Annotated in this window: 20 protein-coding genes; 9 read left to right on the forward strand and 11 right to left on the reverse strand. The window is 54.4% G+C overall.

The features are described from left to right. Window positions 1–11 precede the first annotated feature (11 nt). Genes ACTG3Z_RS13325 through ACTG3Z_RS13335 form a run of 3 tightly spaced genes read right to left on the reverse strand, consistent with a single transcriptional unit; the run spans window position 12 to window position 2,983 of the window. Complete coding sequence (locus tag ACTG3Z_RS13325) at window positions 12–1,358, reverse strand: FMN-binding glutamate synthase family protein (RefSeq protein WP_439143553.1); 1,347 nt, start codon at window positions 1,356–1,358, stop codon at window positions 12–14. A gap of 11 nt (window positions 1,359–1,369) precedes the next feature. Next, entirely contained in the window at window positions 1,370–2,053 is a 684-nt protein-coding gene (locus ACTG3Z_RS13330) for a protein GlxC (protein ID WP_439143554.1), read from the reverse strand. Beyond that, the gene (locus ACTG3Z_RS13335) at window positions 2,054–2,983 is read right to left on the reverse strand and encodes a class II glutamine amidotransferase (RefSeq protein WP_439143555.1); all 930 of its coding nucleotides are present in this window, start codon (window positions 2,981–2,983) and stop codon (window positions 2,054–2,056) included. 214 nt (window positions 2,984–3,197) lie between these two features. On the opposite strand from ACTG3Z_RS13335, the gene ACTG3Z_RS13340 reads away from it, so the two are divergent. The 6 genes from ACTG3Z_RS13340 (at window position 3,198) to ACTG3Z_RS13365 (ending at window position 8,789) form a co-directional block, all read left to right on the forward strand. Further along, window positions 3,198–4,598 (forward strand): ammonium transporter, encoded by a 1,401-nt coding sequence (locus ACTG3Z_RS13340; protein ID WP_439143556.1) that lies wholly within the window; start codon window positions 3,198–3,200, stop codon window positions 4,596–4,598. A 27-nt stretch (window positions 4,599–4,625) separates the two neighbouring features. Continuing rightward, complete coding sequence (locus ACTG3Z_RS13345) at window positions 4,626–4,796, forward strand: hypothetical protein (RefSeq protein WP_439143557.1); 171 nt, start codon at window positions 4,626–4,628, stop codon at window positions 4,794–4,796. 156 nt (window positions 4,797–4,952) lie between these two features. Continuing rightward, complete coding sequence (locus tag ACTG3Z_RS13350; RefSeq protein WP_439143558.1) at window positions 4,953–6,101, forward strand: aminomethyltransferase family protein; 1,149 nt, start codon at window positions 4,953–4,955, stop codon at window positions 6,099–6,101. Window positions 6,102–6,164: 63 nt separating this feature from the next. Continuing rightward, window positions 6,165–6,761 (forward strand): dimethylamine monooxygenase subunit DmmA family protein, encoded by a 597-nt coding sequence (locus tag ACTG3Z_RS13355; RefSeq protein ID WP_439143559.1) that lies wholly within the window; start codon window positions 6,165–6,167, stop codon window positions 6,759–6,761. Further along, a complete protein-coding gene (locus tag ACTG3Z_RS13360; RefSeq protein ID WP_439143560.1) occupies window positions 6,758–7,720 on the forward strand; it encodes a PDR/VanB family oxidoreductase in 963 nt (320 codons plus the stop codon). Before ACTG3Z_RS13355 ends, ACTG3Z_RS13360 begins: the two co-directional genes overlap by 4 nt. A 1-nt stretch (window position 7,721) precedes the next feature. Next, window positions 7,722–8,789: a heme-dependent oxidative N-demethylase family protein gene (locus ACTG3Z_RS13365; protein ID WP_439143561.1), complete on the forward strand. Its 1,068-nt coding sequence runs from the start codon at window positions 7,722–7,724 to the stop codon at window positions 8,787–8,789. 34 nt (window positions 8,790–8,823) lie between these two features. On the opposite strand, the gene ACTG3Z_RS13370 is transcribed toward ACTG3Z_RS13365, so the two are convergent. The 5 genes from ACTG3Z_RS13370 to ACTG3Z_RS13390 form a co-directional block, all read right to left on the reverse strand. Beyond that, the gene (locus ACTG3Z_RS13370) at window positions 8,824–9,483 is read right to left on the reverse strand and encodes a helix-turn-helix domain-containing protein (RefSeq protein WP_439143562.1); all 660 of its coding nucleotides are present in this window, start codon (window positions 9,481–9,483) and stop codon (window positions 8,824–8,826) included. Between the two features lie 138 nt (window positions 9,484–9,621). Next, complete coding sequence (locus tag ACTG3Z_RS13375; protein WP_439143563.1) at window positions 9,622–10,188, reverse strand: sarcosine oxidase subunit gamma; 567 nt, start codon at window positions 10,186–10,188, stop codon at window positions 9,622–9,624. Continuing rightward, a complete protein-coding gene (locus ACTG3Z_RS13380) occupies window positions 10,181–13,120 on the reverse strand; it encodes a sarcosine oxidase subunit alpha family protein (protein ID WP_439143564.1) in 2,940 nt (979 codons plus the stop codon). The genes ACTG3Z_RS13375 and ACTG3Z_RS13380 overlap by 8 nt, the downstream gene beginning before the upstream one ends. Beyond that, window positions 13,117–13,404, reverse strand: coding sequence for a sarcosine oxidase subunit delta (locus tag ACTG3Z_RS13385; protein ID WP_009830020.1), 288 nt, complete (start codon window positions 13,402–13,404; stop codon window positions 13,117–13,119). The genes ACTG3Z_RS13380 and ACTG3Z_RS13385 overlap by 4 nt, the downstream gene beginning before the upstream one ends. Before the next feature lie 13 nt (window positions 13,405–13,417). Further along, window positions 13,418–14,668 (reverse strand): sarcosine oxidase subunit beta family protein, encoded by a 1,251-nt coding sequence (locus tag ACTG3Z_RS13390; RefSeq protein WP_439143565.1) that lies wholly within the window; start codon window positions 14,666–14,668, stop codon window positions 13,418–13,420. Between the two features lie 288 nt (window positions 14,669–14,956). Here ACTG3Z_RS13390 and ACTG3Z_RS13395 point away from each other — a divergent pair, with 288 nt between their 5' ends. The 3 genes from ACTG3Z_RS13395 to ACTG3Z_RS13405 all read left to right on the forward strand — a co-directional run bounded on the left by ACTG3Z_RS13395 (window position 14,957) and on the right by ACTG3Z_RS13405 (window position 18,964). Then, the gene (locus tag ACTG3Z_RS13395; protein WP_439143566.1) at window positions 14,957–15,898 is read left to right on the forward strand and encodes an ABC transporter substrate-binding protein; all 942 of its coding nucleotides are present in this window, start codon (window positions 14,957–14,959) and stop codon (window positions 15,896–15,898) included. 73 nt (window positions 15,899–15,971) lie between these two features. After that, on the forward strand, window positions 15,972–16,991 hold the full coding sequence (locus ACTG3Z_RS13400; RefSeq protein WP_439143567.1) for a quaternary amine ABC transporter ATP-binding protein: 1,020 nt from the start codon (window positions 15,972–15,974) through the stop codon (window positions 16,989–16,991). Next, window positions 16,991–18,964 (forward strand): ABC transporter permease, encoded by a 1,974-nt coding sequence (locus ACTG3Z_RS13405; protein WP_439143568.1) that lies wholly within the window; start codon window positions 16,991–16,993, stop codon window positions 18,962–18,964. Before ACTG3Z_RS13400 ends, ACTG3Z_RS13405 begins: the two co-directional genes overlap by 1 nt. Before the next feature lie 3 nt (window positions 18,965–18,967). Here the strand turns inward: ACTG3Z_RS13405 and ACTG3Z_RS13410 are convergent, their stop codons facing one another. From ACTG3Z_RS13410 to ACTG3Z_RS13420, 3 genes are all read right to left on the reverse strand, one after another. Then, window positions 18,968–19,093, reverse strand: coding sequence for a hypothetical protein (locus tag ACTG3Z_RS13410; RefSeq protein WP_439143569.1), 126 nt, complete (start codon window positions 19,091–19,093; stop codon window positions 18,968–18,970). A 64-nt stretch (window positions 19,094–19,157) separates the two neighbouring features. Then, complete coding sequence (locus ACTG3Z_RS13415) at window positions 19,158–19,316, reverse strand: hypothetical protein (protein ID WP_439143570.1); 159 nt, start codon at window positions 19,314–19,316, stop codon at window positions 19,158–19,160. 32 nt (window positions 19,317–19,348) lie between these two features. Continuing rightward, window positions 19,349–20,776 carry a Hint domain-containing protein gene (locus tag ACTG3Z_RS13420; RefSeq protein WP_439143571.1) on the reverse strand — a complete coding sequence of 476 codons (1,428 nt, stop codon included), beginning with the start codon at window positions 20,774–20,776 and terminating at the stop codon, window positions 19,349–19,351. Between the last annotated feature and the right edge of the window lie 500 nt (window positions 20,777–21,276).

Consider the following 21,276-nt stretch of genomic DNA (forward strand, 5'->3'; position numbering starts at 1 on the left):
CGTTTCATGTCCTAGTAACCAGTTCCGGGCTTGCCGGGATACCAATCGGTGCCGCAAAGCGGCACTTTGGCCATCGCCGCCGCTTCCATTGTCAGCGCGACCAGATCTTCTGGTTCTAGGTTGTGTAGATGGTTCTTGCCGCAAGCACGCGCAATCGTTTGCGCCTCAAGCGTCATCACTTTGAGGTAGTTGCGCAAGCGGCGACCGCCTTCAATCGGATCGAACCGCTTCATCAATTCAGGGTTTTGCGTCGTGATGCCTGCAGGGTCTTGCCCCTCGTGCCAGTCATCATAAGCCCCTGCCGTCGTGCCAAGTGCGTTGTACTCCGCTTCCCACTTTGGATCATTGTCACCCAAAGCGATCAATGCTGCGGTGCCGATTGCAACAGCGTCTGCGCCAAGCGCCATCGCTTTAGCCACATCCGCGCCAGAGCGGATACCACCCGACAGGATTAATTGCACTTTGCGGTGCATGCCAAGGTCTTGGAGCGCTTGAACCGCGGGACGAATGATAGCCAATGTCGGCTGACCCACGTGCTCGATGAACACATCCTGCGTCGCTGCTGTACCGCCTTGCATACCGTCCAGAACGATTGCATCTGCGCCCGCTTTGACCGCCAAAGTGACGTCATAGTAGGGTCGCGCACCAGCGACTTTAACGTAAATCGGCACTTTCCAACCTGTGATTTCGCGTAGTTCCAAAATCTTGATCTCAAGATCATCAGGACCCGTCCAATCAGGGTGACGACAGGCAGAACGCTGATCAATACCCTTAGGCAGGTTACGCATATGCGCTACACGGTCAGAAATTTTCTGACCCAACAACATACCGCCGCCACCAGGTTTCGCGCCTTGACCGACGACAATCTCAATCGCATCCGCCTTGCGTAAATCATTGGGGTTCATGCCGTAGCGGGAGGGCAAGTACTGATAGACCAACTTGTCAGAATGCCCGCGCTCTTCAGGTGTCATGCCACCGTCACCAGTTGTGGTGGACGTGCCTGCCATGGACGCGCCGCGACCCAGCGCTTCTTTCGCGGGACCGGACAAAGCACCGAATGACATACCTGCGATGGTCACAGGGATATCGAGCTCAATTGGGTTAGAGGCGTTCAACCCGCCGATAGTGACGTTCGTGTCGCACTTCTCGCGGTAGCCTTCGAGCGGATAACGCGAGATCGATGCGCCCATGAACAAGAGATCATCAAAGCTTGGCACTTTGCGCTTTGCGCCCCCGCCCCTGATGTCGTAAATGCCCGTCGCAGCCGCGCGACGGATGTCGGAGTTGATGTCTTGTGTGAAGGTCGCCGACTGTCGCGGGGACGTGTGCGGGATACCTTTTGCGTCGTGTGTTTTCATCGTTGGTATCCTTAATACGCCGCAGCGTTGTCGACGTCGAAGTTGTAGAGATTGCGGGCAGAACCGTAGCGTGTGAAGTCTTTAGGATCGGCGTCGATACCTGCTTCATCCAAAAGGCCCTGCAAAAGCGTCAGATGCTCTTCGCGCATCTCTTTTTTCTCACAATCAGCGCCAAGGCTTTTCACCGAGCCACGCACGAAAAAACGTGCCTCATAGCAGCTATCACCAAGTGCGTCGCCAGCGTCACCGCACACTACGAGGTTGCCAGATTGACCCATAAACGCAGACATGTGGCCGATGTTGCCTTGAACCACGATGTTCACGCCTTTCATCGAAATACCACAGCGCGAGGACGCATTGCCTTTGACCACGATCAAGCCGCCATGACCCGTTGCGCCCAAATATTGGCTCGCATCGCCTTCAATGACGATCTTGCCTGACATGATGTTTTCGCCCGTCCCTGGGCCCGCTGAGCCGTGAATATTGACTGTCGCTTGTTGGTTCATACCGGCGCAATAGTAACCGGTGGAGCCTTTGACAGTGACCTCAATCGGCGCATCAAGGCCACAAGCAATCGCATGCGCGCCTTTGGCGTTTTCAATCGTCCACGCCGTCTGGTTGGTATCATCCGACTGTGCGTGCAGCGCCGCGTTCACGCCGCGCAGACCCATTTCTTGTAAATCGACTGTTTGCATTTACGCTGCCTTCTCTGTGCTGGTCGGGGCCGCATTGTGGCTCCAGAAATAGACGGTTGCGGGTTCTGGCTCCCAAACGCGAGCCTCCTCAATACCGGGGAGATTTACCAAAGCGCGGTACTCTGATCCGAACGCCACATATTGATCGGTTTCGGCCATGACTGCGGGCTTGCAGGCAATCGGGTCGCGCACGACGCCAAAGCCGTCTTTGGTACCAACGAGGAAAGTGAAGAAACCGTCGAGATCATCGAGCGAGCTTTCAAGCGCTTCGCCCAAAGTCGCCCCTTCGCGCATCTTCCAAGTGAGGTAAGCCGCGCCCACCTCTGTGTCGTTTTCTGTTTCAATATGAATGCCTTCGCGGCGCAGCTTGCGGCGCAAAGAATTGTGGTTAGAGAGCGATCCGTTGTGCACCAAGCATTGATCGTCGCCCGTATTGAACGGATGCGCGCCCATGGTCGTGATCGCCGATTCCGTCGCCATGCGTGTGTGGCCAATTCCATGAGTTCCGCTCATTGAGGTGACGTTGAATCGCGCAGCCACGTCTTTGGGCAGGCCCACTTCCTTGTAGATCTCAAGCGTGTCGCCACGGCTCATGATGCGCACATTCGGGCGGATCTCGTTCAAGGCTGTGCGCGCTTTTTCAAAGTTGCCCGCAGGAATAGAGAGAACCGCATGCGTACTGATGACGTCCATTGAAACAGTCCCGCCGAGCGCATCCGAGAGCGCGCTATCAAGGCCTGCGAACTCCAATTCAGGCGCATCAGATTGCACCGTCATCTTTGATGAACCTTTTGTTTCATCACCATAAATCGCAATGCCTGCACTATCAGGGCCACGATCCGTCATAGTGATCAACATTGAGGTAAGCATATTGCCCAGCTCAGGTTCTAGCGATTTGTCTTTTAGGAAAAGACCAACAATCCCGCACATAGTGAAATCCCTCGAGTAACAGCCGCATGGCACACGGCATCCGACTCAGACGCTAGCAGCAATTATTTTGCGGCTCAACTGTTAGGAAACTTTTTTTCACTTAAGGCAAAAAATACTAGGCAAAACGCGATTCTCATGTTTGATTGCCCGTGAGCATCCAGCATTCACGACTGGAGTGCGCCAAAAAACGACAGCTAATAGGGGAGTCCTAAACGTGGAAGACCAAATCGCAGAGCTTGTTGCCAAAGTGGCAGAGCTTGAAGCGGCAAGCGGGGGTGCGAAAGTCACCAACACCGTGTTTGCCGAGACATATTATTATCTGACAATTCCGCTGATGATCATCATCCATGCGGGATTTCTTGCGTATGAAATGGGCGCTTCGCGACTCAAGAACGTGTTGTCGTCGGGTGTTAAGAACATTCTCGCTTTCGCGTTTATGATCCCGACATTCTACTTCTTTGGTTGGTGGGTCTATTTCGGTTTCCCCACAGGTATTCCCGGTGAAGCAGGTCCGATGGGCATCTCTGGCATTGAATATGCGAATTCTATCGCTTGGGGCTGGGGTGAGTCGGCGCAATACATGGGTCCGAATATCGCGGATAACATTTCCGGTGTATTCTTTGGTGCGTTTGCGCTGTTCGCCTGCACGACGGCATCCATTATGTCTGGCGCGGTGATTGAGCGCATTCAAACGGTTGGATTTATCATCCTCGCGGTTGTGCTTGGCTCCTTCGCTTGGGTCGTTGCGGCGGCTTGGGGCTGGCATGCAGATGGCTGGTTGGTCACACAGTGGGGCGTACACGACTTTGGCGCGGCGGGCCTTGTCCACGCGGTTGCTGGTTTCTTTGCGCTTGGCGTTCTCGTCAACCTTGGGCCACGGATCGGCAAATTCAACGCAGATGGCACTGCCAACCACATTCCGGGGCACAATATGCCTCTGACTGTTGTGGGTCTGATGCTCATCATCGTCGGTTTCTGGGGCTTCTTGATGGCTTGTGTTGTGCCTCCGGGTGAGGCGTGGAGCTGGTTCCCAGACAAGTTCGCAACGATCTATGGCACGCCTATCACGCTGGGTTCCTTGTCTTTCAACATCCTGATGGGTGTTGCGGGTGGCATCATTGGCAGCTGGCTGTTCACACGTGATCCGTTCTGGATGATGTCTGGCGCACTTGCGGGTATTATTTCCACGGCCTCTGGTCTGGATATCTACTACCCTGCGCATGCCTTCCTGATTGCTTTGTCTGCTGGCTTGATCCTCAAGCCATGTGCTGACTTCCTTGAGAAGCGCGGCATCGACGATGCGGTAGGCGCGGTCACGGTGCACGGCACAATCGGTCTATATGGCTTGATAATGCTGGGTGTCTGGGCCTCTGGTTTTCCAGCGTTGGCAATCGAGAACGCCCCTACGATCAGCCTGATAGGTCAAATCGTTGGCGCAATCGTGTTCTTCTTGCTGGGCTTTGTGCCGGGCTACGTTGTTTCGCTCATCCTCAAGATGTGCGGCATGCTGCGTGTCCGTGAAGGTGCCGAGATTGCAGGTATGGATGCAGTGAAAGTTCCAGCGGCAGGCTATCCTGAGTGGGGCCGTGACGCACCCATCACGCCTGCTGAATAATCAAACAACACTGAAAAGGAGAAACACATGTTTCCATATTCTGAAGCCTCCTGGAGCGTTGTTGACGGTGCCATGTTTATCGGTTGGGGCACTGCCCTGCCAGGCATTACAACGTTCCTTGCGATGGTGGCTTGCGTCGTAGTCCTTGTGATCGGGCAACGCTCCGAGACGGCGAAAGCAAAAAAATTCGACAAGTAAATCTTGATAAAACCTTGAATTGGGGGGCCATAGTTGGCTCCCCTTTTCGTTTTTATTGCCTGTCAGGAAAAAAAGTTTAATCGCAATGTTGCTTTTTGCACCCGTGTCGGGCTGAATACGATAAAACAAGACTCACAACAGACAGGGATATTTTAGATGGCTATTCTTTGGAGACGCTCCGCGCTTGCACACCGTCACGCAGAAATTGGCGGCGAGTTGGAAGACTGGAACGGCATGGGCACCGCTTGGTTCTACGATCACACACCAGAGCGCGCAAAAGCTGACTATGAAGCGATCCGCACCAAAGCGGGTCTGATGGATGTGTCCGGTCTGAAGAAAGTCTACGTCACCGGCCCAGACGCTGCTTACGTGATCGACCGCGCAACAACACGTAACGTGGAAAAGATTGCGCCAGGTCGTTCGACTTATGCCTCTATGCTGAACGCTGAGGGCAAGTTCATTGACGATTGCATCATCTATCACCTCTCGATGAATTCGTGGCTGGTTGTCCACGGCACGGGCACGGGCATGGAGCAACTCACGACAGTCGCCGCTGGCAAGAATTGCTCGGTGATCTTTGACGATGACCTTCACGATATGTCTTTGCAGGGTCCGGTTGCCGTTGATCTGCTTGCCAAAGAAATTCCAGAGATCCGTGATTTGGCCTACTTCGGCTTGATGCAAACACGCCTTTATGGCCGTGACGTGATGATCTCGCGCACAGGCTACACAGGAGAGCGTGGCTACGAGATTTTCTGCAAAGCGAAAGACGCCGTCCATCTTTGGGACAGCATCCTTGAAGCTGGTAAAGACATGGGCGTGCGCCCGACGCAGTTCTCAACCCTCGATATGCTGCGCATTGAAAGCTACCTGCTGTTCTACCCCGGCGACAACTCTGAAACGTTCCCGTTTGAGAACGAAACATGTGGCGACACGCTCTGGGAGCTGGGCCTCGACTTTACAGTTTCACCTGACAAAGAAGGCTTTATCGGGTCCGAGAACCACTATGCGTCAAAAGGCAAAGAGCGCTTCAAGATTTACGGCGTGAAGCTAAGCGATAGCATGGATCAGATGGAAATGTTTGCGCGCGTGCATGCGGATGGCAAAGACGTGGGCGTGATCACCTATGGTCTGTCCTCCGAGCTGAACGGTTACTCCGTCGCAATCGCACGTCTGTCGCCAGAAGTTGCGAAAGCTGGCACCAAGCTGACAGTTGTGCAGCCAGATGGCACAGAATTGGCCGCAACGGCGGAAGAAATGCCGTTCTACGATGTGGACAAATCCATCCGCACCGCCAAGGGTTAAGCCAACACTATCAGGGCGCGGCACACCGTTGGCGCGCCCTTTTCACATCTTACAGGGGAACCCATGTCGAAATTCGAATTCCCAGAATCCATCCGCAGCCGCCCTGTCTGGGGCACGCTAGAACCCCGCGCAGGCTTGCATCATTTGATGATCGCTGACGCAGAAGGGGCCGAAGCCATCTTGGAAGTTGCCACGCCCGAATTGATGACTGGCGCGCATATCATTTTCATCTCCAAAGGTACGGGCTTTGGCGACAAACTGCGCGCATTGAACCCTGCACAGTATTATGAAGGCCCTTCGTACGAGGCCTCCGCGTCCCGCATTCGGCGTGTGTTGCAAGACGCCAAGATGAGCACTCAGGTTTACCTCGCGGGCACCGAAGGGTTGATGGGCCAAGCCATGCGCGAATGCACCAATGCAGGCATCCCCTACACAGCCGTGCAGACAGAGCATCGCGGCTCAACAGCGCGCCGCATGCAATGTGTGCATTGCAAGGGCATCACCGAAGATGTCGCAATTGATCCGTTCGTCTGTTCGCACTGTGGTTTAAATCTGTTTGTACGTGATCACTACTCACGCCGATTGGCCGCCTACCAAGGCGTGTGCGTCGACGCGGAAGACCCCGGAAATGTTCCTAAGTCAGTGGGGATTTACGAATGAGCGGCGCAGAGAAAATCGACGTTACCGTCACCGAGATCGTCCCTGTAAATGAGCTGGTTACTCGTTTCAAATTTGAGCGGACCGATGGTGGCCTGTTGCCCACCTTCTCAGGTGGCGCACATACGGTTGTTGAGATGAAAGACGGCGATATTACCCGCCTTAACCCCTACTCACTTATGTCCGATCCAATGGATCAAAGTGCCTACACGATTTCCGTGCGCCGCGACGATGAAGGTCGCGGCGGATCATTGTTTATGCACCAGAAGGTCTCGGTCGGCGACCAAATGGTAATCAGCTATCCCGTGAATCTCTTCTCGTTAGATCTGCGCGCTAAGAAACATTTGTTCCTTGCGGGCGGCATCGGCATCACGCCTTTCCTAAGCCAAATCAAACAGTGCGAACGTTTGGGTGGTGCTTGGGAATTGCACTACGCCTGTCGCAATGAAGCGCTTGGGTCTTACGTGGATGAATTAACGTCAAAGCATCCTTATGAAGCGAACGTTTATTACGACGATCAAAAGCAAGCGATTGCTTTGGAGGGTCTTTTGAACGGCCAGCCTATCGGCACGCATGTCTACGTCTGCGGCCCCAAGGGCATGATCGACTGGGTGCGTGCTACAGCAGAAAAACTTGGCTGGCCGCGCGAAGCCGTGCATTACGAGGAATTCCTCGCACCGCAACCCGGCAAGCCGTTTGAAGTGAAGCTATCGGTGTCGAACAAAGTTGTTCAAGTCGGTGAGGACGAGAGCCTGCTGGAAGCGATGGAGCGTGAGGGCGTTGATGCGCCTTATCTGTGCCGTGGCGGTGCCTGCGGTCAATGTGAAACGCGCGTTATTGATTACTCCGGCAACTTCATTCACCGCGATCACTGGCTCGAGGACGATGAACACGCATCTGGTGAAAAGATCATGCCTTGTGTCAGCCGCTTTGAGGGCAAAACTTTAGTATTGGACCGTTAAAATGACCATTCAATTCAACGAAGAAACCTTCCGCGACGATTATACATTCAAGAACTCCGACTGGGCGATTCAGCGTTTCCCTTTTCCATTCCACGAAGACAGCTACATGTATTCTGTGAACATGGAGCAGCATCGCGGCGGGCCTAAGGGGTCGATCTACGAAAAGCGCTTTGATGTGGATGAGCATTACGTCGCTGAAATGCGTGACCGTGCGATGGTGCTCGCCGATGATCCACTGCGCTGCCAAAGCCTGCCGCATATGACGCTTGCGGGGTGGGATTTGCTTGAGCTGATCATGGTGTCAAAATCCGAAGACTATCCTGACCTGTTCGAGCTGCACCGCGACGGCGATCAATGGCGCTGGGTGAACAAACCTTTGGGCATTGATGACACTTTCACGTTCCTAGATGAAACTACCCTGCCCTACGGCCCAATGGAGTACATCACGCGCCAAGCACAGGGTGATTTCTGCGTGCTTGATCAACGCGATGATAACCTGTGGATGGATGCAGGCACAGTTACGACGCAAGCAGACTGGTCGCTTGATTTCGATATCGGAATGAATTTCTTTGAATGGCACGCACCTGTACCGCTGGCCCATGAAAAGGGCATCTTTGTGCGCGCGTTGAAGTTTCTTTTGAACATCCAGCAAGGCGCGCCTGCGCGGCGTTTGAACTGGACTATGACAGTCAATCCATTGCTCGACACAAGTCCCGAAAACTATCACAAATGGGGTGTGCAAAAGACGACGTTGACGCCTGAGAATATTGGCCAAAAGCAACACTTGCGGGTTGAGTTGCAGACCTTCTTCCGCTTGCCACGCTCAAACGCACTGGTGTTTCCGATCCGCTGCTATCTGTGCAATTTCGATGATCTGATGACCATGCCAAAATGGGGCCGTCGTTTGCATCGCGTGATCCGCGATTTGCCCGAAGAGCTGGCTACCTATAAAGGTTTTATCGATAATCGCCCAATGATGCTGGATTACCTGTCAAAGTTTGATGACGGCTTGCCCACGAGTCCTGGCATTTGGCCTGAGCGCGAAACCGAGCCTGCGCTTAATACCTAACCGTAAGGTGCGTGTATCACGCACCTTAACCCACTCAGGCGATAGACTGTGGATAACTGATGATCGACAAGTAGCGCGCAGGCAAGTCCACAAGAACTTCGGGCCCGTGTGGCGCGTCTGCGTCAAAGAACAGTGTATCACCCGGAACCAGTGAAAACACCTCATCCCCGTGGCGATAGTCCACCTTGCCCTCAAGCATATAGATCGTCTCGATGCCACCATGCTGAAACATTGGAAAGACATCTGATTGCTCTGACAGGGTAATCAAATACGGCTCAACGATCACACCGCTGGAATTCGCGCCAATATGCCCAAGCAGGTTATACTGATGACCCGCGCGCGTACCTTCACGCTCTAGCTCAACCCCTTCACCAGCCTTCGTATGAACGGCCATGCGTTGCTCTTCAAAGCGGCGAAAAAAACTGGTGAGCGGAACCGACAGCGCATTAGCCAGCGTTTGCAGAGTGCTCAGCGAAGGGGATGTATTGCCGTTCTCAATCTTGGACAGCATCCCAATCGACAGCCCTGTCATTGAAGCGAGTTCAGCAACGGTGATCTCTTTTTGTTTACGAAACGCGCGCACCTCGCGGCCAATCGCGACCTCAAGAACTTTCTCACGCTCACCAATCGATGTAACGTGTGGATCTTGGCTTAGTTTAGCAACCATTTTGGGCGACAACACTTTTATGTTCATTTTCAAGCCTCTTAGTGCCGCACGACCTCAAACGCAATGTTCACAAGGAGAAGCATCAACCTAGGACATTTAAGACGAACAATACCATGGAAACCCCAAGGTGTAAATCAATCTTGACATCCTCATGACATCACAGCTTTACACCACAGACTGCATCGCCGTCACAATCGCATGGTGCAACGATCCTGCAGAGGCGCGCGGGCCAAGTATGCGCACCCAATCATTGGGATCGCGTCGGATAACAAAGCAGCCGAGATGGTGGATAGAGGTGCGCTGTGCGTCGCCCGTTTGCATGGCGCGGATGTTTATCGAGCAGAGCAATTCCATGACAGGCTCCATCTTCGCACCTTGCAGATCAAAGCAAGCCCAAGCGTCACTTTGCTCAGTGATCGACGCACTCGCTCCAAAGCGTGCTTTCAGCTGTGCAGCGAGATCTTCGTGAGTCGCGTACGGCGCGCCAACCATCCATTGGTCGGGGCCCGTCCAAAAGGCCGCTTCTGGATCACGCAAGACCACTTTGCCAATTTCAGGAACGCGCCCGTCGAGCAAATTGGCAAGATGCTCGCGACAGGCCGTTTCGTGACCAAGGCGCGCATGAACGGAGGCCAAAGCAAGACCATCATTCTCGCGGAGCATGACCTCACCAATTGTATCTACGCGCGGGGACTGCCCACCAAGGGCCGTAATAGCAGTGAGATCATGCACGTTGGCGTCCTCCTTCTGGATCAACAAAATGGGCAGAAGTCACTTCAACGACAACTTCGCTATCGGTAACAGGCGAGACAAGGCGCATCTTCTCGCCCATACGCGCATCGCCAGATTTGATCATCGCAAGGCCAATCATCGAACCGACTTCGGGCGAGTATGCCGCCGACGTCACATAGCCCTGATCATGCATCGCATCGACAGGGCCATTCGCCGCCATCAAATGCCCGCCGGCCGTGATCTTATCCTCACTCGCGAGCGGTTTCACGCCGACGAGCTTCAGCGCGTCATCCTCATTAAGACCCGCGCGTTCCGATAAAACTGTGCCGATGCTATCTTTCTTCTTTGACACCATTCGTCCCATGCCAAGGTTGTTCGCGGTGGTCGTGCCATTCAGCTCATTGCCTGCCGCGTGACCCTTTTCGATCCGCATCACGCCTAGCGCTTCTGTGCCGTAGGGCACCACGCCGAACTCTTCGCCCTCATCCATTAATTTGCGCATCAGTGAATCGCCGTAGCGCGAGGGCACAGCAATCTCGAACGCCAACTCACCAGAGAATGAGATACGGAACAAACGCGCGCGCAAACCACCGCAAACAGTTATATTTGCGCAGGCCATGAACTCGAAAGCTTCATTCGAGATATCAAACTCAGGATCGACGATTTTCTGCAAAAGCGCGCGCGAGTTTGGCCCCGCGACCGCATATTGCGCCCAAGCTTCTGTGGTTGAGATCAACTGCACATCCGCATCCGGCATCAAACATTGACGCACGAATTCCATGTGCTGATAGACGGGGCCAGCCTTGGCCGTGGTCGTTGTGACAACAAAATGATCCTCAGCTAAGCGCGCAGCTGTGCCATCGTCCATCGCAATGCCATCTTCGCGCAACATCAGGCCATAACGCGTTTTGCCGACAGCGACTTTCGCGAAGGGATTGCAGTAGACTTTATTAAGGAAAGTAGCCGCATCCGCACCTTGCACATCAATCTTACCAAGAGTGGTGCAATCGCAGACTCCAACAGAGGCGCGGGTCGCCTTGACTTCGCGATCCACAGATTGTCGCCAATGGGTTTCGCCTTCAATCGGGAACCATTGCGCGCGCAGCCAGTTGCCGACTTCAACAAAGACCGCGCCGCGCTCTTTCGCCCAGAAATGCGAAGGCGTCAGACGCGTCGGATGAAATTCCATCCCGCGCATACGACCTGCGAGCGCGCCAATAGACACGGGTGTATAGGGCGGGCGGAAAATGGTGGTGCCGACGTCTGGAATACCCTTGCCCGCAATCTCCGCCATAATCGCGAGACCGCCCATGTTAGACGTCTTGCCCTGATCCGTTGCCATCCCGAGCGTCGTGTAGCGCTTGAGGTGCTCAACGGAGCGGAACCCCTCTTGATGCGCGAGTTTTACGTCTTTGATAGTCACGTCGTTCTGCTGATCTAGCCACGCACGTTTGCAGCCTTCGACATACCAGAAAGCAGATTGCTTGGCGGGTGTATCATCTGCCGCTGGCGTATCTGCCGCTTTGATACCCAACGCTTCTGCTGCGCCTTTGGCACCGCTCTGTAGCGCGCCATGCGTCGACAGATCACCGCTCGCAGCGCCAGCCACCGTCATACCAGGCGGGAGCGTGCCACCAGGAACAAAGGCCGAAAGACCTCCGTCCCAAGTTGGTCGTCCACGTTGATGGCAGGTCAGATGGACATTCGGGTTCCAACCGCCTGAAACGCCCAAAGCGCCGCATTCCAGCGTACGTTCCGACCCATCAGAGAGCTGCACATCGACAAACGTGAGTCCAAGTCGGCCTTTTGTGTTGATCACCTGCGCACCTGCCAGCACCTCATAATCCATCGACATTGGCGCATCCGCGCGCGTGTCAATCACTGCGGCAACCTTGACGCCTTTCGCATGCAAATCTGCCGCCGTACGGTGCCCATCGTCGCAAGAGGTAAAGATCGCAACACGCTGTGCAGGCGTCGCCGCCCAGCGGTTTACATAAGAACGCATCGCAGAGGCGAGCATAATGCCAGGGCGGTCATTATTCTCAAACGCAATCGGACGCTCAATCGCACCAGCACAGAGCAAGGTTTTCGTCGCATAGATGCGCCAAAGGATTTGACGTGGCTTGCCAGCAGCAGGTTCAAGCAAGTGATCGCTGACACGTTCGACAGCGCCATAAATCCCGTGATCGAACGCACCCATCACGGTAGTACGGCTCATCAGGCGCACGTTTGGAAGGGACGAGAGTTCAGCAATCGTTTGCGTGGTCCAATCGAGCGCGGATTTAGCGCCGATCTGCAACTGCTCACTCAGCAAACGGCCCCCCATCGCAAAGTCTTCATCCGCGAGGATCACCTCTTTGCCAGCGCGCCCCGCTGTGAGCGCAGCCATTAAACCCGACGGCCCAGCACCAACAATCAACAGATCGCAGTGGCGGAAACCCTTGTCATACTCATCGGGATCTTCCTGCATCGAAAGTGCGCCAAGACCCGCAGCTTTACGAATAATCGGCTCGTAGACCTTTTCCCAGAACGGCGCGGGCCACATGAATGTTTTGTAGTAAAACCCAGCAGCTAAGAAATCAGAGGCGGCATCATTCACCGCCAGAGCATCGAATTTCACAGACGGCCAACAATTTTGCGAGCGCGCGGTGAGACCGTCGAACAATTCGGCGGTGGTCGCTCGAGTGTTGGGTTCAGCGCGTGCTCCATCGCGCAAAGTGACAATCGCGTTCGGCTCTTCGCTGCCAGCGCTCAAAGGACCACGAGGACGGTGGTATTTGAAAGAACGCCCCATAAGACGCACACCGTTGGCGAGCAAGGCAGAAGCAAGCGTATCGCCTGAATGACCCGTGTAGCTTTTGCCATCAAACTTGAATTTCAACGGCGTGTTGCGATCAATCTGGCCGCCTTGGACTCGGTTCACTTGTGTCATAACGAACGTCCTTTGCTGCGCGCTACATCGCGGGCCAGCTCAACCTTGGAAATTTCATGCGTGCGCGTGTCGCGCGTGACCACAAGCCAAGAACGATCACCGCCTTCATGGAACCACAATTCGCGCAACTCCCCTGCGGGATTGTCGCGCAAATAGGCGTAGTCATGGAATTGATCAGCGGCATTTTCCGCCTCAGGATCGGGCCGTTCGATCAGGCTTGCGTCCCCCATATAGACGAACTCAGCACTGTCGCGCGGACCAAGAAGCGGGTGGTTAATGATCATCTCTCAGCACTCCTTAATGCAGGTTGGGCTGGTTGCCCTGCCCTTTTTCATCAATCATGTGACCAGTTTTGTAACGATCCAACCGATAGGCTGTCGCAGTCTCGTGGGGTTCGTCCTTGGCGAGCAAATGCGCGAAGGTGTAGCCCGAAGCAGGCGTCGCTTTGAAGCCACCGTAGCACCAGCCACCATTGAAATAGAGGCCCTCGATATGGGTTTTGTCGATATAGGGAGAGCCATCCATCGACATATCCATGATGCCGCCCCACATACGCAAAAGTCGCGCGCGGCCAATCATTGGCATGATCGCCATGCCACCTTCGCAAACGTCTTCGACCACGGGCAGGTTGCCCCGTTGGGCGTAGGAATTGTAACCGTCGAGATCCCCACCAAAAACCAAACCGCCTTTGTCTGATTGGCTGACATAGAAATGGCCTGCGCCAAACGTGATAACTCCAGGCAAAACAGGTTTCAGACCTTCGGACACGAAGGCCTGCAGCACATGACTTTCAATCGGCAAGCGCATCCCCGCCATGCCCATCAAACGGCCTGAGTTGCCTGCGACCGCGCAACCGACTTTACCAGCGCCAATAAAGCCGCGCGAAGTTTCAATGCCTTTGCACACACCGTCTTCGATCTTGAAACCCGTGACTTCGCAATTCTGAATAATATCGACGCCATGACTATCCGCTGAGCGCGCATATCCCCAAGCCACCGCATCGTGGCGCACAGTGCCACCGCGCCGCTGCGCAAGACCGCCTTTGATCGGGAAACGTTGATCGTCGAACTTAAGGAATGGATACTCAGCACGGATTTGCGCTTCATCCAAGTATTCGGCGTCCGCGCCATTCAGTATCATCGCATTACCACGCCGCACGAAAGCATCGCGCTGAGCGTCAGAGTGGATCAGATTCATAATTCCACGTTGGGACACCATAGCGTTGTAGTTGAGGTCCTGCTCCAGTCCTTCCCAGAGCTTGAGCGAGAATTCATAGAACGGTTCGTTGCCATCAAGCAGATAATTTGAGCGAATGATCGTTGTGTTACGGCCCACGTTGCCGCCACCAATCCAACCCTTTTCGATCACCGCGATGTTCTTTTGCTTATAGACTTTGGCCAAGTAATGCGCCGTCGCAAGGCCATGACCACCGCCACCGATGATCACGATGTCATAATGTGGTTTCGGGTCTGGTTCGCGCCAAGCGGGCGTCCAGCCTTTGTGGCCACTCAAAGCCTCTTTGATGACCTTAAATCCAGAATATCGCATGCCTTGGACCTCCAACGCTCAATGTCTTTCAACAGTGCACCATAAAGATGCAGAAACACGACAGACGCCCGAAAAACGGACCGACTCTGCGCTTCCGACTAAAGAAAGACCACCCCCAACAACTACACACAAGAAAAAAACTTGATTGAGAGGAAAAAAATTGCAGAGTGTTAGGTATTGCCATTCGGTCGTATGCGGATTCGCTCCATTGGGTGCGAGCAACGCTAGAAACAACTAGGGCATAAGCCATGTCGCGACATCAAGATCGCGAAGAACAGGGAGAAGACAATGAAAAGATCAACGACAGCACTTGCGGCGGGTATTCTCGCGGTACTGCCTCTGGCAGCAATTGCAGAAGACAGCAGCGACCCGATTGTTATTCCAATCCACAACTGGTCCAGCCAGATCGTGATGTCCAACGTAGTTGGCCAGATGCTCGAGAGTGCGGGCAACAATGTGGAATATGTCACAACAGACAGCCAGGCGGTTTATGAATCAGTACGCCTCGGCGACGTCACGCTTGAGATGGAAGTCTGGGAAGGCGCGTTTGGCGCATCCTTCCGCGCCGCTCTGGAAAAAGGCGGTATCGTCGATGTGGGTGATCACAATGCGGTCACACGCGAAGATTGGTGGTATCCAATGTGGACTAAAGAGGCCTGCCCAGGCCTTCCAGACTGGAAAGCGCTCAATGACTGTGCAGCGTTGTTCCAAACGGCTGAAACAGGCGACAAAGGCATGTACCTAGATGGCCCTGTTGACTGGCTCAAGCATGGTAAAGAGCGCGTCGAGGCGCTTGACATGGACTTCGTCGTGATCAACGCGGGATCTGCTGCTGCTCTTTGGGCTGCAATTGGTGCTGCGGAAGCGGACAAAAAGCCAATCGTTGTCTTCAACTGGACGCCAAACTTTGCAGAGGCAGTATGGCCTGGTGAATTCGTCGAATTTCCGACGTGGGTAGACGGTTGTGACAAAGATCCAAGCGTTGGACCAAACCCAGACGCGCTTTATGACTGCGGCAACCCTGCAAAGGGCTACATGAAGAAAGCGGCATGGGAAGGCATGGAAGAGAAATGGCCTGCGGCCTATGCAACTCTTGAGAAAATCTCTTTCACCAATGCACAGATCGCTGAAATGGCGAAAATGGTCGACATTGATGAGATGGAGCCAGAAGAGGCCGCTGAAGCATGGCTGGAGCAGAACGAAGACGTTTGGTCCGCTTGGGTTAACTAAACCCGTCGCGACGCTTCGTTAGAATAGGCCCTGCCTGATCATATCGGGCGGGGCTTTTTAAACAGGATTTCCTATGACCACTGATGCCCCAGTAATTTCTGCCAAAAACGTTTGGAAGCTTTTTGGAAGCGCACCTGAAGCCTATCTCAAAGGCATGCCTGCGGGCCGTAGCTTTGATGATATCCGTGCGGATGGCTATATTGCGGGTGTTAAGGACGTGTCGATCGATGTTGCGCGCGGCGAGATGTTGGTCATCATGGGGCTTTCAGGGTCTGGAAAGTCCACACTGGTGCGTTGCTTCTCGCGCCTGCATGATATTACTGGCGGCACGATAGAAGTTGAAGGTCAGGACATTATGTCTTTGTCCGAAAAAGAACTTATTGAGCTGCGTCGCAACAAGATGGGCATGGTGTTCCAAAGCTTTGGCCTCCTGCCCCACCGTACCGTCCTCGACAACGTCGCGTTTCCTTTGGAGATGCGCGGTCAGGACAAACATGCACGGCGTGAACGCGCGCTTGAGGTAATCAAACTCGTTGGCCTTGAGGGGCGCGAAGACTATTTCCCGCGCGAGTTGTCTGGCGGCCAACAACAGCGTGTTGGCATCGCGAGATCGCTCGCGATTGAACCTGATATCTGGTTCCTCGACGAGCCATTCTCAGCGCTCGACCCACTTATTCGTCGCGAAATGCAGGACGAATTCCTGCGCTTGCAACAGCTTTTGAACAAGACGATTGTCTTTATTACGCACGACTTTGACGAAGCCCTGCGCCTTGCGGATCGCATCGCGATTATGAAGGACGGCGCAGTCGAGCAATGCGATACGCCCGATCAAATCGTGCTGCATCCGGCAACAGAATATGTGCGCAAGTTTACCGAGGAAATCGACAAAGCCCGCGTGGTACACGCGGAAACTTTGATCGAAGACGGTCTGTCCGCTGACGGCGATCCTGTAGATGCCGGAGCGTCGGTTCAAAGCCTAGCGAAACTCCTGATCCAAGACACGCGCAGCGCGATTCCAGTCGCAAAAGATGGCACAGTGATTGGTGCTATGTCGCGCGAGATCGCGCTCGGTATCTTGGTAGGGGCTGAGTGATGTCTGAGACGACTGATACCACCTCTAATTTGCCTATGAGCCGCTCGAAGCTTTCGAGCATTCTTGTTAGTATCGCGATCTTACTAACTGCGGTGCAGTATCTCGGTTTTCTGCCCGCCGCGCTGCATCGTTTGCCAGAAGCGTTGGTGCCCAACTTCGCTGGATACCTCGATCTGTTCTTTAATTTTGTCAAAGACGATCTAGGCCTGTTTGCTTTCACCCGCTGGCTCACAGGATTGTTGCAAGTCGTCCTTGATACCACCGCCAACCTGCTGTTTGGCAAACGTCGCTGGCCTAACTTAGGCCCGATCCCATGGACCGCTATCGCGGCATCAATGGCGGTGCTGGGCTACTATTTGGGCGGCTGGAAAATGGCAGCTTTGGTGGCGTTTACCTTCTGCTGGACCGCGCTTGTAGGCCAATGGAAGATCGCGATGCAAACGATGTCTGTGCTTGTTGTCGCAGCACCAACGGCGTTCATCATCGGCCTTTCCCTTGGTATCGCCGCATGGAAATCGCCTGCAATTGATCGCACTTTGAAGCCCATTTTGTCTGTGCTGCAAACGCTGCCCTTCTTCACTTACCTCCTGCCCGCTGTGATCTTTTTCAAAGTCGGCCCAACCGCTGGCGCAGTTGCCACAACTATTTACGCAATACCACCAATGATTTTGATGACGACACTGGGTTTGCAGAAAGTCAGCCCAGAAGTCGTCGAAGCCGGTCACATGAGCGGCTGCACCAAATTCCAGCTGCTGCGCCATGTGTACCTGCCATCTGCACGCACTGAAATTCTGGTGGGCGTGAACCAAGTAATTATGCTCTGCCTTGCGATGGTCGTACTTACCGCATTCATCGGCATGCCGGGCCTTGGCGCAAAACTACTCGCAATGATGGGCAGCTTCAAACTGGGCCGCTCCTTCGAAATCGGCGTCACCATTGTGCTGCTCGCCGTCACGTTGGATCGCATGTCAAAAGCCTGGGTTGTCAAACAACCAGAGCACTTTGAGCGCGGCACGCCGTTGTGGAAGCGTCATATTGCACTGCTCTTGGGACTTGGTGCATTCGTATTCTTTTGCATCGTCGCCCAGTTCGTAGAGGTCGCATCCGAAATTGGCCGCAAGCAAAGCCTTTCCGTGGGCAAAGAGCTGGACACAGGGATCAAATGGTTCCTCAACATTGAATGGGTCAAAGCCACAACAGGGTTCCTGCGCGCCTTCGTGAACGTGCAAATCCTGATCCCGTTCCGCAACTTTCTACTCTCGATCCCGACACCTGCGTTCATCTTGCTGGTCACAGCCTTCGCACTTTGGCTTGGAGGGCGTCGTCAGGCAATTACAGCGCTGATCTTCTTCTCTCTGGTCGCGCTATCCGGCTGGTGGGATCGCTCTGTTATCACGCTCTACTCGGTCATTTCTGCGGTTTCCATAGCGCTTCTATTTGGCTTGCCAATCGCCATTCTCGCTGCGCGTACCGAGAAATGGTCACAGCGCCTTCTACTGGTCTGCGATACTGCTCAAACCTTCCCAAGCTTCGTGTACCTGATCCCCGCAATCATGCTCTTTGGCATCACAGACATCGCCGTCATCTTCTCCATCCTGATCTTCGCCATGGTCCCGCTGATCCGCTATACAATCGAGGGTCTGCGAACCGTGCCACCCGAAGTCATCGAAGCGGCAGAAATGTCAGGGGCCACGCGCATGCAAAAGCTGGTCAATGTCCAATTGCCGCTAGCCTTGCCGACGATGGCTGTTGGGTTCAACCAAGCGATCATGTTCGCATTCTTCATGGTGATCATCGCCGCGTTCATCGGGACACAAGACTTGGGTCAAGAGCTACAGCGCACGTTAGCAGGCACCGATCTGGGGAAGAACTTCGTGCTTGGTATCTGCGTGTCACTTATGGCGTTGACGTTTGATCTGACGATCCTGAAATGGTCCTCTGATCGGAAAAAATTTCTTGGCTTGGAAGAGTGATTTCTATGCCATAGCCGCTTCTTTCATCGCGTCCACGCCTTTTTGCCAAAGATTGCCTTGCCAGAGTTCGTGCAAGCCTGTTTCACTGGTCGCGCCCTTTGTCATCGGCGCGGTAAAAGCACAAAACAAGACATAGGTCCTGCCTATGAATGAAGAACAAAAACCAAAGAGTCGTCGACGCGGCACCCAGCCCTTACAAATGCGGTATTGCGATTTCGGCGCGTCCGGCCAACAGCGGACGGTGGTTTTTCATGTGACGCATCGCCAACTTGCGTCCCCGGCGGCCATTCACAATCCGGCGGGCTGGCACAGGCCGATCGTGGATCTCCGCCAGCTCAGGGAAAATTGTCATGATCTCTGCCACAGCCTCGGTTGGTACGGATTTCAACGCCTGCTTTCTGAGAGAGCGCCGTTGGCAAAGACTACCTCGTGGGTGTCGCACAGGAAGTGCACATAGGTCACCTCGTGCACGTCATCCGCAACATCAATGCCATCTAGTGCCAACAGATGTTTGGCCGCGACGAGAACTTCGTTTTCATCAAACATGCGCTGTGCGATCCAGGAACGAACCAGCATCCGGTGTTGCGGTGAAACCAGCAAATCCCTTTCCGGCAGATCGTCCCCCAAAGCACCCGCCGAAATGCGGATCGGGCGCAAGTTGCCTTGCGCGGCCAGATGCGCCGCAGCAATCGTCTTGGTGCCAATCCACCGAACAGGCTGCAGCCCGTGATCGGCCGTCATGACCATGTCGCCCTGCGCCAGATCTTCGACATTGACGGTTTCGCCATGTGCGACCTCGATCTTTGTGCCTGCGGTAAAGCAGATCGGCGCAGTTGGGCCATCGGCCTCAAACGACGTGTAATTGTGATTGGTATTACCGGCACTAAAAAGGTTGCTCGAAAACGGCTGGCTGGATACCGTGCCATCCGGATTGAGTCGCCAGCCTGCGGAATTGGCGTCTGATCTAAACAAACTATTGGCCGGGGTAACTGTGATCCCGTCATTGCCACCACCGCCACTGATGGTTGTCGAGTCGGTCGTGTTGCCCTGAATTCCGAGGTACAACTGGTCATTCCCCGCTCCGGCGTTGACGTTTCCGTCCACGAACCATCTATCGCCGAAAATGACTTGATCGTCGCCGCCGCTTCCAGCGAACGTTCCGCTTTTGGAGACCGAAAAGTCATCGCCTGCTTCAAAGGTCACAGACTCAGCACCTAAGAAGTTTACCCCACCGGTGACGGTGGCGTTGTTGCCAAGGGTCACCGTTTGCGTTGACGTCTCCGCAAAGGCGCTCAATGTGCCAAGGGCACCATTGACGGTCAGATCATCGCCGGCTGTGATTGACGCATCTTCTCGGCCCGCCGTACGAAGGGCCCCGATGATCGCGACACCCGACCCGATCGTGTAATCCGACCCAGCCCCAACCCCAAGCGGGCCCTCAACATCGCCATTGACGGTGACGTTGTCGCCCAAGTCCAGCACAAACCCAGACGGGCCCGAAACGGATTTCGCATCAAAATCGGCGACCGTTGCGCCTGCGCCCACGTTTATCGTTAGGCTGTCGCCGCTGGCGTTGATCTGGTGGGAAGAGGCGTCAACACCGGCCGCATAGGTGACCGTCGGATCAGTGCCCGACAGTAAGTTGAGATCAAACTGGTTGTCTGAGCCGCCGGTTTGGTCCGTGTCGATCACAACATTGAACGCCGCATCACCGTTAAAGATGATGTCGCCGGTTGTGTTCGGTGACAGGATATAGGTTTCGCCTTCTACGGCGGTGAATGTGCCGCCTCCGACAGGAATTGTTACTGGCATGTCAAAGCCTCCTCAGCGAAAGGGCGGCACAGTGTCCGGACGCAAGGCACGCTTTTTTGGTTTGGCACGACTGCGGCCCCAATGGTTGACCAAGCGCACAAGCGCTCTGATCTTGGAACTGATGAGTCACTTGGGACTTTCATTTCAATACGCTCTTCTCGTGTCTAAGTTTGACGTTGAGGCGTCCTTTGCCAGCCACCTGCGCTTTGCGATCTGAGCGCAAGAGACGGCTTCGGTACCCAATCTCAATCAGTCAGCAGCGGGGACGTCGCCCCTTGATGCTGCCGCGTAAAGAAAAAAGTTCAAAATTCCCTTAAAAGATTTGGCGTTTATCTTTGGATTGCGGGCAGTGCAGCAGGCCCGCATTGCGACGCCGGTTGAACCAAGAGCAATCCACCACGTCAGCAATCAATAGCACCCTTTGTTTCATCATGCATCTTGATCGCAATAACGCACTTCTCTCCCATCCAAGCCTCAGTTATGAACGTGCAAAACCGATC

The sequence above is a fragment of the Planktotalea sp. genome, assembly GCF_965659345.1.
GTDB lineage: Bacteria > Pseudomonadota > Alphaproteobacteria > Rhodobacterales > Rhodobacteraceae > Planktotalea.

Coding starts and splice junctions, on each gene's coding strand:
- ACTG3Z_RS13345 (WP_439143557.1), top strand. CDS start 4,626: ATGTTTCCATATTCTGAAGCCTCCTGGAGCGTTGTTGACGGTGCCATG.
- ACTG3Z_RS13400 (WP_439143567.1), top strand. CDS start 15,972: ATGACCACTGATGCCCCAGTAATTTCTGCCAAAAACGTTTGGAAGCTT.
- ACTG3Z_RS13370 (WP_439143562.1), bottom strand. CDS start 9,483: ATGAACATAAAAGTGTTGTCGCCCAAAATGGTTGCTAAACTAAGCCAA.
- ACTG3Z_RS13330 (WP_439143554.1), bottom strand. CDS start 2,053: ATGCAAACAGTCGATTTACAAGAAATGGGTCTGCGCGGCGTGAACGCG.
- ACTG3Z_RS13395 (WP_439143566.1), top strand. CDS start 14,957: ATGAAAAGATCAACGACAGCACTTGCGGCGGGTATTCTCGCGGTACTG.
- ACTG3Z_RS13365 (WP_439143561.1), top strand. CDS start 7,722: ATGACCATTCAATTCAACGAAGAAACCTTCCGCGACGATTATACATTC.
- ACTG3Z_RS13390 (WP_439143565.1), bottom strand. CDS start 14,668: ATGCGATATTCTGGATTTAAGGTCATCAAAGAGGCTTTGAGTGGCCAC.
- ACTG3Z_RS13415 (WP_439143570.1), bottom strand. CDS start 19,316: ATGACAATTTTCCCTGAGCTGGCGGAGATCCACGATCGGCCTGTGCCA.
- ACTG3Z_RS13355 (WP_439143559.1), top strand. CDS start 6,165: ATGTCGAAATTCGAATTCCCAGAATCCATCCGCAGCCGCCCTGTCTGG.
- ACTG3Z_RS13325 (WP_439143553.1), bottom strand. CDS start 1,358: ATGAAAACACACGACGCAAAAGGTATCCCGCACACGTCCCCGCGACAG.
- ACTG3Z_RS13360 (WP_439143560.1), top strand. CDS start 6,758: ATGAGCGGCGCAGAGAAAATCGACGTTACCGTCACCGAGATCGTCCCT.
- ACTG3Z_RS13335 (WP_439143555.1), bottom strand. CDS start 2,983: ATGTGCGGGATTGTTGGTCTTTTCCTAAAAGACAAATCGCTAGAACCT.
- ACTG3Z_RS13350 (WP_439143558.1), top strand. CDS start 4,953: ATGGCTATTCTTTGGAGACGCTCCGCGCTTGCACACCGTCACGCAGAA.
- ACTG3Z_RS13420 (WP_439143571.1), bottom strand. CDS start 20,776: ATGCCAGTAACAATTCCTGTCGGAGGCGGCACATTCACCGCCGTAGAA.
- ACTG3Z_RS13405 (WP_439143568.1), top strand. CDS start 16,991: ATGTCTGAGACGACTGATACCACCTCTAATTTGCCTATGAGCCGCTCG.
- ACTG3Z_RS13385 (WP_009830020.1), bottom strand. CDS start 13,404: ATGATCATTAACCACCCGCTTCTTGGTCCGCGCGACAGTGCTGAGTTC.
- ACTG3Z_RS13380 (WP_439143564.1), bottom strand. CDS start 13,120: ATGACACAAGTGAACCGAGTCCAAGGCGGCCAGATTGATCGCAACACG.